Here is a 10599-nt window from a genome sequence, read left to right on the forward strand (position 1 = left end):
CCGGAGGCGGCCGCAAAGCAGGGGGACCAGCTTTTTTATACATCGCAAGGCCTCGGCACAGATGTGCTCGGTCAATTGCGACGCTGTATGAGGAAGTTAAGGCGCCCGATCCGGTCCCTCCGAATCGTCCGCCACTACACGAGATCAGCCAGCCTTGCGGCCGAGACCGTTGTCCTTGGCGAGCTTGGAACGCGTCGCCGAGTAGTTCGGGGCAACCATGGGATAGTCTGCGGGCAGACCCCACTTCTCACGATATTCCTCAGGCGAGAGGTTGTAGTGCGTGCGCAGGTGGCGCTTGAGCGACTTGAACTTCTTCCCGTCTTCCAGGCAGATAATGTAGTCGGCAGCGACGGACTTGCGGACCGGCACGGCCGGCTTCAGATCCTCGACCACTGCGGGCACTTCATTGCTTCGCAGCGCGCGCAGGGCACCATGGACATCGGCAATCAGCCGGGTCAGGTCCGAGGGGCTCACGGCGTTGTGGCTTACATATGCTGAGACGATATCGGCACTGAGTTCGACCAGATCGAACTCACCCACATCCGCCGGAGCGGTATTGTCGTTCATGTTCTAACCTTCCGTATTTTTTTATTGGGCAGCAACAGGGGCAGTCACCGCCGTGCTGCATTCCTAAGTCTGTTTACTGCCGCAGGCAACTGCCGCTAATCCAATTAATTGGAAGCATTACAGACTATTCATGATCCAGAATTTTGTTCCAATCGTGTCTTAATATCGTCACGCACCGTACTTTCCCCTGCATGATAACCAGCAATATAACTAGCGCGGGCAAGGAGATGCGCAGCCACGGGCGTAGTCAAAAGCACGAAAATCACACCGATGATTGCGCGCAAAGCTACAGCGGCATCCATGCTGACTATCGCGACGGAAAGGAGCACGAGTCCCCCGCCAACAACGCCTGCCTTGGAGGCGGCATGCATCCGCGTGTACAAATCGGGCAAGCGGACGACACCGACGGCGGCGAGAAGCGTGAAAATCGCCCCCAGAATCAGTAGCGCGCCTCCAAGGCAGAGCGCGATATCGCCGATCATGATTGCGCCTCCATTGCGGAGGCATCGGTTTTGAGGCCGCGTCGCAGAATATAGCGCGCCAGCGCCACCGTCGCGAGGAAGCCGAGCAGGGCCAGGGCAATGGCAATGTCGAGATAGAGCATGAGCCCGGTGCGTATAGCGAGAGCCCCGACAAAGCCCATGGCGACCACCGTCATCAGGTCGAGTGCCAGCACCCGGTCGGGTAAGGTCGGGCCGATGACGATGCGCACAATGGAAACGAGCAGGGCGAGCCCCAAGATAACGAGGGCGATCAGGCTTGCGAGATCGACAAAGGCTACTGCGCTCATTGGAACACCTCCTTGATCCTGGCTTCAAAGCCGTTGGCGATGCCAGCGATCAGGGCCACATCGCTCTCCATGGTCAGAGCATGGACGTAGAGCACTGAGCGATCCTCGGCGACGTCCACCGTAAGCGTGCCCGGCGTAAGCGTGATCATGTTGGCGAGGAGCGTGATCTCGGCGTCGGATTTGACGGTCAGCGGCACGGCCACGATGGCCGGTTTCAGGGCCGACTTCAGGTTGGGATGCAGCACGATCAAGGCAACCTTGATGGCGCTGACCATCAATTCGTAGAGAAAAAGCCCAAGCAGCGAGAGCACCTTGCCCGCCTTGCCCAGCGCCCCCTGCTGATGGATCGAATAGCGCAGGATCAGGAGGGCGCCGCCGCCGACGAGACCACCAAAAAGCAGGTTCAGACCAGAAAAATTGCCGGTTATGCCTGCCCAGCCGAGCGCCAGGATGACCACCAGAAAAGCGCCGCTCATGGTTCCACTCCCGCAAGGCCAACAGCCTCGACATAGCGGCTGGGGTCGACGATATCAGCCGCGGCCCGTTGCCCTGCCTCGATCAGTGGATTGGGCCAGAGCCCGATGAGAACCACGCCCAGCACCAGCGTGCCGACAGCACCAAAGGCCAGACGCGCGCGTGGGGTCGGCGCAACCAGCGCCATTGGCTCGCCCGAGGCGGGCAAGCCTTCCGGCCCATTGCGCCAGAACACATGCGACCACAGCCGGGTGCCGGCGATCAGCGTCAGAACGGCATTGACGACCAACGCCACGACCATCGCGCTACCCACCCAACCCAACTGAGCGTCCACCACCCCCGCTTCGAGCAGCAACAATTTCGGCCAAAAACCTAGGAAGGGCGGCACACCGGCAACGGCCAAAATGAGGATAAAAAACAGGATCGAAAGCGGCGCGCTGGCCGCATAGAGCCCGCCCATCTGCCGCGTATCGGTGGCCCCTGTGCGCGCCTCAATCAGGCCCACGACCATATAGAGTGCCGTCATGGCGAGGATGGCGTGGAAAATATAGATGCCAGCTCCGGCAATACCGATGACATTGGGCAACGACAGACCGGCCAGAATTGCGCCTATGCCGCCAATAACAAAGAAACCCACGGCCCGGCGCAAATGCGTCTCGGCAATGGCGCCCAGCGGCGCGATCACCAGTGTCGCAATCGCCAGCACGGCCAGAACCGGCTCCAGCAGGTCGCGACTATCGGGCAAAATCGCCACCAGCGAGCGCAGCAGCGCATAGGCGCCGACCTTGGTGAGCAGACCCGCAAACAGTGCCGAAACCGCCGCCGTCGGCGTGTGATACGAGGCCGGCAGCCAGGCGTTCACCGGAAAGGCCGCCGCCTTCATACCGAAGGCCAGCAGCAGCAGCGCCGCGATCCCCGTGATGGCCGCGCGATTGGCCTCGGGCGCAACGCGCATGATATCGGCCATGTTGAGCGTGCCGAGCAGGCCATAGGTCAACCCGAGCGCCAGAAGGAACAGCGTCGTCGCAAGGAAATTGAGGAAGCCGTATTTCACTGCGCCATCGAGCTGCAGTGGCGTCCCGCCCGAAACGATGAGCCCGAAAGAGGCGATCAGCATCACCTCGAACCAGACATAGAGATTGAAGAGGTCGCCGGTCAGGAACGATCCCGTGACGCCGGCGAGCAGCAGCAGCACCATGGAATGAAAGCCATCCCGGCCATCGTTCCCTTCGCGGTCGATTTCGGCATAGAGCACGACCACCAGTGTCACGACCGAAGCCGCCAGCGCAAACGCCGCGCCAAAAAGGTCAGCCGTCAGGCTGATACCGAAGGGCGGCAGCCATTTGCCCATGGTCATGCTGAGTGGGCCTTCGCTCTCGATGCGCAGCAAGAGGCTGATTTCGCAGGCGATGATGGCGACGATGACGAGCACAGCGCCCAATGCCGGCAGACGATTGCTGCGCCGAACCACCAGCAGCGCGGCCGCGCCCATCAGTGCCAACAGGATTGGCAGCACCAGAACCCAGTCGGCGGCGAGGGTGGCGGTTTCGATCATGGCTTTAGGAAGCTCGATCATGATCAATAGCTCAACGGCGGCTGGGGCGCGTTTTCTGGCTCGGCCAGGCGCATGGTGTCGGTATTGTCGGCATCGAGGCTTTTATAGGCGCGCAAGGCCAGCACCAGCAGGAAGCTGAACATGGAAAAGCCGATGACGATGGCCGTCAGGATCAGCGCCTGCGGCAACGGATTGGCGATCGGTCCTAAGGGCGCATCAAGCCCGGCCGGCACTATGGGCGCAACTTCGCGCGTCACCCGCCCTGCCGTGAAGATCAGGAGGTTTACGCCATTGCCGAGCACCGTCATGCCGATCAGCATGCGGATCACCGAACGCGACAGCAGCAGGTAGATGCCGAGCGAAACGAAGACGCCAACGAGGGCTGCGAGGACATAATCCATCAAAGGTCCTCCTCCTCGTCGCTCTCGAGCGCCAGGGCTATGGCCGAGAGCGTGCCGAAGACGACGAAATAGACCCCGATATCGAAGAACATCGGCGTCGACAGCGGCACCACCGTCTCGCCGAGATCAAGATAGAGCCAGATCGAGGTCATGAACGGCGCCTCTATGAAAAGGCTCAGCAAACCCGAAAAGCCGGCCAGCAAGACACCGAAACCTGCAATGGCCAACGGATCGACCTTTAGCGCTCTTCGCACCGCCGGCACGCCCGAGGCCATGCCGAAAACCGCAATCGAGGCCGCAGCGATCAGCCCACCGATGAAGCCGCCGCCCGGCTCATTATGACCGCGCAGACAAACGTAGACGGAAAAGACCAGCATGGTCGCAACGATCAGCGGCGCAGCCGTGCGGAAAATGATTGTGTTCATAGCCCGGTCGCCTCCGTTTTCTTGCGGCGCCGCAGCAGCGCCAGAATGGCGATGCCCGCCCCCATGACCACAGAGATTTCGCCCAGGGTATCAAAGCCGCGATAATCGACGAGGATGACGTTGACGATATTGGCGCCATGCGCGATCGGCACACTGGTGGCGGTGAAGAAATCGGATAGCCGCGTATCGAGCGGGCCATTCAGCACCAGCATGAGCAGCAGGCTGACCCCTGCCCCGCATACCACGGCCAGCGTTCCATCCCTTGCCCAATCCTCGAATGGCCGATGATCGCGCGCATCGAGCCGAAGATTGGTCATGACGATGGTCAGGATGACGACCGAAAGCACTTCCACCATCAACTGGGTGAACGCGAGGTCCGGCGCGCCGAAGAGCAAGAAAATCAGCGCCAGAGCCGTGCCCTGAATGCCGAGCGAGAGAATGGCGATGAGCCGGCTCTGAGCGATCAGCACGGCGACAAGCCCCAGCACTGCCAGCAATACCACGCCCCATTCATAGGGGCGCAGGTCGGGCGGCACGAGGCGCTTCGACCAATCGCCCAGCTCGGCCGTCGGCACGATCCAGTTGAGGCCACCCAATGCCAGCATGGGCCAGAACAGCGCCACGGCCAGCGAAACGAAGACCAGCACGAGATAGAATTCGAGTTTCCCGTGATGCAGCAGTCGCGTCACCGTCGCCGCGAAGCGGATGAGCCCGAACATGACGGCATCGAAAACGGTGTCCGCGTTCCAACCGAGGCCCACACTCAGCCGCCGCAACACCGCGCGGATGGCATGAGCCTGCCGGAACACCACGATGCCTAACAGCCAGGTCAAAGCCGATAGCCAGATCAGGGGACTGGCAAGATCAAGGGCAAGCTTGAGATGCGGCTCGACCGCATGTCCCAGGATGGCCGTCGCCCCTGGCGCCAGCACATCATGCCCCAGCCAATCAGGCAAAATGCCCGCCACCACGCCCACGCCACCGAGCAGGATCGGCCCCGCCAGCATGGCAACCGGCGCTTCATGCGCCGATTTCGGCGTCGGCAATGCATCGCCGAGGAAGGGCCTGATCATGATTACCAGCGCCACCCCTGCCAATAGCGCATTGCCAATAACCAGCACGGCCAACGCCACAAGCATCAGCCAGTCCCCACCAACCAGCGCCAGATACATTTCTTCCTTGGCAAAATAGCCCACCGTCAGCGGCAGCCCGATCATGGATAGTGCCGCCAGCGCCGCGCCGATGAAGGTCACCGGCATCTTGTCGGCCAGCCCGCCAAGCGCGGTGATATCGCGCGTTCCTGCCTCGTGATCGACAGCGCCCGCCACCATGAAGAGCCCGGCCTTGTAGCAGGCGTGCGCCACGAAATAGACCAGCATGGCCGCAATCGCCGCTTCGCTGCCAAGCCCGATCAGCATGACGAGAAGCCCAAGCGACGCGATCGTCGTCTGTGCCAATATCTGCTTGAGATCGGTCTCCTTGAGCGCCCCCAAGGCGCCCCAGATCAATGTCACTCCGCCAAAGGCCACCAGCACAGCGGTCCAGACCGACGTCCCGCCCAGAACCGGCGTCATGCGCGCGAGGAGATAGACTCCCGCCTGCACCATGGTCGCCGAATGCAGGAAGGCTGAAACCGGCGTCGGCGCCTCCATGGCGTTGGGCAGCCAGAAATGCAGCGGGAACTGCGCCGACTTGGTGAAAGCCGCACCGATGAACAGTGCCAGCACGAGGCCATAAAACGCCGAGTCTTTCAGCACGCCTTCGAGCCCGCGCAACTCGCTCAGCAGCCACGTCCCCGAAAGGTGCTGCGCGATGATGACGCCCACCAGCAGGCACATGCCCCCGATATTGGTGATCACCAGCGCCTGAATGGCGCCGCGCCGCGCCGCCTGCCGATTGTGGTCAAATCCGATCAGCAGGAAGGACGTAATGGAAGTCGCCTCCCAGAACATGAACAGCGCCAGCATATTGTCTGCGAGCACCAGACCCAACATGGAGCCCATGAAGGCGAGCATATAGGCAAGGAACCGCCCCTTGTGCTTATGCCCGCGCAGATACGCCCCCGAATAGAGTACGATCAGCGTACCGATCCCGGCAATGGTCAACGCAAAGATCAGGCTTAGCCCGTCGACAAAGAAAGCCAGCGTCAGGCCATAAGACGGCACCCAGCCGATGGCGGCGGCAATGGTCTCGCCCGAAATCACCGGCCCAGCCGCCCCCAGCAGCACGGCGAAAATCCCCGCCGGCACGAGTGCGAGAATCCAACCCGAATAGGCCCCGGCAAGGCGATGAACCAATGGCGTCAGCAGCGCCGCGAGAAACGGCGCCAAGGCGGCAAGGACAATGCTGGCATCCAGGGACAGCCCCACTCGGCCCCTCCTCCACGCGCTCTTTGGCTTCTTTTGGTGAGGGAAGCTTACCTATGCCACCCCCGAGAACAAGCCAAATCGGCCGCCCGTTCCGCTTGGTGATGGCTTTTCAAAGGCTTTCGGGGGTCTGGCAATCACCGCCCCGGCGGCCTATGTGCTTGTGACCCATCCTGCGGCCCAAAACCCGCATCCTGAAAACCCGCGGAAAGACGATGAGCCAAGCAACACCCCCCAAAGCCAAGCGCGTGCCCCATAGCCACAGCCATCACGGCGTAACCCGTGAAGACCCCTGGGCGTGGCTGCGCGCCGAAAACTGGCAGGAAGTGATGCAGAGCCCGGAAACGCTCGATGCCGAAATCCGGGCTTACCTCGACGCGGAAAACACCTATTACGAAGACCAGTTCGGCAAGCCGACCGCCGATCTGCAGGACAAGATCTACAAGGAAATCCGCGGCCGCATCAAAGAGGACGATTCTGGCATTCCCTCGCCCGATGGTCCCTGGGCCTATAATTCGCGCATGCTCGAGGGCAAGCAGTACCCGCAGGTCGTTCGCACCCCGCGCGAGGCCGGCGCCGAAACCGTGCTGCTCGATTGCAATGTGGAGGCGGGCGAAGACTATTTCGGCTTTGCCGGCGCCGACCACGATATGAGTCATCGCTATCTCGCCTGGGCCGCCGATCGTGCCGGCTCGGAATATTACGATGTCGTCGTGCGCGATCTCGAAACCGGCGTCGACAGCCCGGAAGTCATCAAGGACACGGCCGGCTCCTACGTCTGGTCCAACGACTCCAAGGCTATCTACTACACCGAATACGACGACAACCACCGCCCCTACCGGGTGCGTCGCCATGATATCGGCACCGAGCAGTCCGCCGATCCGATCATCTACGAAGAGAGCGATCCCGGCTTTTTCGTCGGCGTGGGCAAGACCCAGAATGACAAGTTCATCATCATCGACGCCCACGATCACCAGACCTCGGAAGTCTATCTGATCGACGCCGAAAAGGGCGGCGAGCCGCGCGTGGTCGCCCCGCGCCTCACCGATCGCGAATATGATGTCGAGGAGCGCGATGGCCTCCTCTACATCCGCACCAATGCCGATGGCGCCGAGGACTACAAGGTAGTCACCGCCCCGCTCGATAATCCCGGCGCCGAAAACTGGACCGACCTCATCGCCCACCGCCCCGGCGTGCTGGTGCTCGATACCATTGTCATTAAAAACCACCTCCTGCGCCTCGAACGCCAGGACGGCCTTCCGCGCATCGTCGTGCGCGATCTGACATCGGGCAAGGAAGATGTGGTTCGCTTCGAGGAAGAGGCTTATGCGCTGGGGATGTCGGTCGGCTACGAATTCGACACCACCGTCTTCCGCCTGTCCTATTCCTCGCCGACGACGCCCAATCAGGTGTTCGACGTCGATCTCGCAACCGGGGCCCGCACGCTGCTGAAAACCCAGGAAGTTCCCTCGGGCCATGATCCCGCGCAATACGAAACCCACCGCATCTTCGCCAAGGCGGCAGATGGCGCCGACGTTCCGGTCACTCTTCTCTATAAGAAGGGCACCAAACTCGACGGTTCCAATCCGACCCTGCTCTACGGCTATGGCGCCTATGGCATGTCCATGCCAGCCAGCTTTTCGGTGTCGGTTCTGTCCCTCGTCGATCGCGGCTTCGTTTATGCGATCGCCCACATTCGCGGCGGCATGGACAAGGGCTATGCCTGGTACAAAAACGGCCGTCGTGAGTTCAAAACCAACACGTTTACCGACTTCATCGCCGCCGGTGAGGCGTTGATCGCTGGTGGCTATACCCAAAAGGGCAAAATCGTCGCGCAGGGCGGTTCGGCCGGCGGCATGCTGATGGGCGCCATTGCCAATCTCCGCCCCGATCTCTGGGCCGGTGTCATCGCCCAGGTGCCATTCGTCGACGTGCTCAACACCATGCTCGACGACACCCTGCCGCTCACCCCGCCGGAATGGCCCGAATGGGGCAATCCCATCACCTCGGTCGAGGACTACACCCGCATCGCCGCCTATGCGCCCTACGAAGCGGTATCGGCGCAAAACTATCCGCCGATCTTCGCCCTCGCCGGTCTCACCGATCCGCGCGTCACCTATTGGGAACCCGCAAAATGGGTCGCCAAACTCCGGGCAACCGCGACGGGGGATGCGCCATTATATCTCAAGACCAATATGGGTGCCGGCCACGGCGGCGCATCTGGTCGCTTCGACCGTCTCAAGGAGACGGCCCAGTGCTATGCCTTTGCGATAAAGTCGGTTGGTTTGGACGGTTAGTTCTCCCGCCGTCATTGTTGCGCCAAGGCAAAGTGCTTATACATCGTCACAATTCCGATTTCGCTTGAGCGTCATCATTTCTTGAAACGGAGGCTACCATGTCCACCAAGTTCACCCTGCCGCCCCTGCCCTACGCTTACGACGCACTGGGCCCCTACATGTCGGCCGAGACGCTTGAGTTCCACCACGACAAGCACCACCAGGCTTACGTCACCAATGGCGAAAAGCTACTCGAAGGTTCGGGCCTCGAAATCCTGCCGCTCGAAGACATCGTCAAGGAAAGCTTCGGCAAGAACGCCGGCCTCTTCAACAATGCCGGCCAGCACTACAACCACGTTCACTTCTGGAACTGGATGAAGCCCAATGGCGGCGGCAAGAGCCTGCCCGCCAAGCTGCAGGCAGCCGTTGATTCCGATCTCGGCGGTTTCGACAAGCTGCGCGCCGATTTCGTCGCTGCCGGCACCACCCAGTTTGGTTCGGGCTGGGCCTGGATCTCGGTCAAGAACGGCAAGCTCGAAATCTCGAAGACTGCCAATGGCGAATCCCCGCTGGTCTATGGCGGCAAGCCGATCCTCGGCGTCGACGTGTGGGAACACTCCTATTACATCGACTACCGCAACGCTCGTCCGAAGTACCTTGAAGCCTGGTTCGACAACCTCGTGAACTGGGAACACGTCGAGTTGCTGTTCGAAGAAGCCACCGCGTAATTTTTCGCTGACGCGAAACGATAGACCAAGCCCGCCGGTGCTCAGCGCCGGCGGGTTTCGTTTTGCCCTGTCGGATTAACTTTTCCCAAGATTATCCGCGACTTGGTTGAATCCCCAGCTTCAAACACGCGCGAACCCGTGTTAACGCTCTATTTACCACAAGGGGGGATGCGTTGACGTCACGGCCAAAAACGGTCGCCATTCTGGCGGCTAATCCTGCGCTTACGTCTGTGCTGACCATGGTTCTGGCCGGGGATACGCGCCTGCGCGTGCGCCCCTTCGAGAGCGAAGCCGAGCTGTTCGCCTATATGCGTATCGCTCCGCTCGACATGCTGGTCGTCGATTTCGACCGCGAGGGCCGCCCCGCCTATGAGATGGTCGAAGCCATCCGCCTGGATCCGCGCTTCGTCAGCCGGGAGCTGCCCGTCATCGCCCTCACCCGCAGCATCACCCCGCCGATGCGCCATCAGGCGATCAGCGCTGGCATCGATGAAGTGCTGGTAAAGCCCATGTCGCCGCGCCATCTCCTGCAGCGCGTTCAGGCCCGGCTGATCAATCGCAGTGTCATCGGCCTTCTGGGGTCCGGCTATCGCGGTCCCGAGCGCCGCGACCGCCTCCCACTCTCGAAGCCGCAGCCACAACCGGCGCGACGCTCGACTGACAATGTCGTGCCGCTCTTCCCCGATCGCCGCAAGCCAATGCATCCGGGCCTCGAGCCGCTGGCCTAAATCTGCTGGTTGCAGCGCTGTTCTGTTAGGTCGCGGCGTAGAACGGGTCATCCCATTCCGTCGTCATTGCCGGGCTTGTCCCGGCAATCCATCTCGCCTCAGCATGGACCACCGGGACAAGCCCGGTGGTGACGACCATGGATAGAGTTCGGTCGAAACCAAGCTCTGGCAGACCTCATCCTGAACCTAACGGAGGATGAGGCCTTGGTCCAAGGCACTATCGCTTCTGCTCCAGCACCCAGCTGACCTTGTTCCAAAGGTCCTCAACCGAATCCGCGAACTGGATATT

At 61.3% G+C, this 10599-nt stretch carries 11 protein-coding genes; 3 read left to right on the forward strand and 8 right to left on the reverse strand.

Translation table 11 applies throughout. From position 1 onward, the window contains the following. Window positions 1–144: 144 nt before the first annotated feature. The 8 genes from ABW043_RS16585 to mbhE all read right to left on the reverse strand — a co-directional run bounded on the left by ABW043_RS16585 (window position 145) and on the right by mbhE (window position 6581). Entirely contained in the window at window positions 145–567 is a 423-nt protein-coding gene (locus ABW043_RS16585; protein WP_035086627.1) for a Ros/MucR family transcriptional regulator, read from the reverse strand. 128 nt (window positions 568–695) lie between these two features. Next, complete coding sequence (gene mnhG / locus ABW043_RS16590) at window positions 696–1049, reverse strand: monovalent cation/H(+) antiporter subunit G (protein WP_353922301.1); 354 nt, start codon at window positions 1047–1049, stop codon at window positions 696–698. Continuing rightward, window positions 1046–1357: a cation:proton antiporter gene (locus tag ABW043_RS16595; protein WP_353922302.1), complete on the reverse strand. Its 312-nt coding sequence runs from the start codon at window positions 1355–1357 to the stop codon at window positions 1046–1048. The genes mnhG and ABW043_RS16595 overlap by 4 nt, the downstream gene beginning before the upstream one ends. Beyond that, window positions 1354–1833 (reverse strand): Na+/H+ antiporter subunit E, encoded by a 480-nt coding sequence (locus tag ABW043_RS16600; RefSeq protein ID WP_353922303.1) that lies wholly within the window; start codon window positions 1831–1833, stop codon window positions 1354–1356. The genes ABW043_RS16595 and ABW043_RS16600 overlap by 4 nt, the downstream gene beginning before the upstream one ends. After that, window positions 1830–3407, reverse strand: coding sequence for a proton-conducting transporter transmembrane domain-containing protein (locus ABW043_RS16605; RefSeq protein ID WP_353922304.1), 1578 nt, complete (start codon window positions 3405–3407; stop codon window positions 1830–1832). Before ABW043_RS16605 ends, ABW043_RS16600 begins: the two co-directional genes overlap by 4 nt. A gap of 2 nt (window positions 3408–3409) precedes the next feature. Next, on the reverse strand, window positions 3410–3787 hold the full coding sequence (locus ABW043_RS16610) for a Na+/H+ antiporter subunit C (RefSeq protein WP_353922305.1): 378 nt from the start codon (window positions 3785–3787) through the stop codon (window positions 3410–3412). Next, on the reverse strand, window positions 3787–4212 hold the full coding sequence (locus ABW043_RS16615; RefSeq protein ID WP_353922306.1) for an MnhB domain-containing protein: 426 nt from the start codon (window positions 4210–4212) through the stop codon (window positions 3787–3789). Before ABW043_RS16615 ends, ABW043_RS16610 begins: the two co-directional genes overlap by 1 nt. Further along, complete coding sequence (gene mbhE / locus ABW043_RS16620; RefSeq protein WP_353922307.1) at window positions 4209–6581, reverse strand: hydrogen gas-evolving membrane-bound hydrogenase subunit E; 2373 nt, start codon at window positions 6579–6581, stop codon at window positions 4209–4211. Before mbhE ends, ABW043_RS16615 begins: the two co-directional genes overlap by 4 nt. A gap of 212 nt (window positions 6582–6793) precedes the next feature. Here mbhE and ABW043_RS16625 point away from each other — a divergent pair, with 212 nt between their 5' ends. The 3 genes from ABW043_RS16625 (at window position 6794) to ABW043_RS16635 (ending at window position 10310) form a co-directional block, all read left to right on the forward strand. Continuing rightward, window positions 6794–8875, forward strand: a complete 2082-nt coding sequence (locus tag ABW043_RS16625; RefSeq protein WP_353922308.1) for a S9 family peptidase — start codon at window positions 6794–6796, stop codon at window positions 8873–8875. Window positions 8876–8973: 98 nt separating this feature from the next. After that, window positions 8974–9582 (forward strand): superoxide dismutase, encoded by a 609-nt coding sequence (locus ABW043_RS16630; protein WP_353922309.1) that lies wholly within the window; start codon window positions 8974–8976, stop codon window positions 9580–9582. Between the two features lie 173 nt (window positions 9583–9755). Beyond that, a complete protein-coding gene (locus ABW043_RS16635) occupies window positions 9756–10310 on the forward strand; it encodes a response regulator (RefSeq protein ID WP_353922310.1) in 555 nt (184 codons plus the stop codon). Window positions 10311–10599 lie beyond the last annotated feature (289 nt).

Origin of the sequence: Devosia sp., assembly GCF_040509215.1 — a bacterium.
Lineage (GTDB): Bacteria > Pseudomonadota > Alphaproteobacteria > Rhizobiales > Devosiaceae > Devosia.

What these genes read in the sequence shown, in the direction of transcription:
- ABW043_RS16585 (WP_035086627.1), bottom strand. Translation starts at nt 567, where the DNA reads ATGAACGACAATACCGCTCCGGCGGATGTGGGTGAGTTCGATCTGGTC.
- ABW043_RS16610 (WP_353922305.1), bottom strand. Translation starts at nt 3,787, where the DNA reads ATGGATTATGTCCTCGCAGCCCTCGTTGGCGTCTTCGTTTCGCTCGGC.
- ABW043_RS16625 (WP_353922308.1), top strand. Translation starts at nt 6,794, where the DNA reads ATGAGCCAAGCAACACCCCCCAAAGCCAAGCGCGTGCCCCATAGCCAC.
- ABW043_RS16615 (WP_353922306.1), bottom strand. Translation starts at nt 4,212, where the DNA reads ATGAACACAATCATTTTCCGCACGGCTGCGCCGCTGATCGTTGCGACC.
- ABW043_RS16600 (WP_353922303.1), bottom strand. Translation starts at nt 1,833, where the DNA reads ATGAGCGGCGCTTTTCTGGTGGTCATCCTGGCGCTCGGCTGGGCAGGC.
- ABW043_RS16595 (WP_353922302.1), bottom strand. Translation starts at nt 1,357, where the DNA reads ATGAGCGCAGTAGCCTTTGTCGATCTCGCAAGCCTGATCGCCCTCGTT.
- ABW043_RS16605 (WP_353922304.1), bottom strand. Translation starts at nt 3,407, where the DNA reads ATGATCGAGCTTCCTAAAGCCATGATCGAAACCGCCACCCTCGCCGCC.
- mnhG (WP_353922301.1), bottom strand. Translation starts at nt 1,049, where the DNA reads ATGATCGGCGATATCGCGCTCTGCCTTGGAGGCGCGCTACTGATTCTG.
- ABW043_RS16630 (WP_353922309.1), top strand. Translation starts at nt 8,974, where the DNA reads ATGTCCACCAAGTTCACCCTGCCGCCCCTGCCCTACGCTTACGACGCA.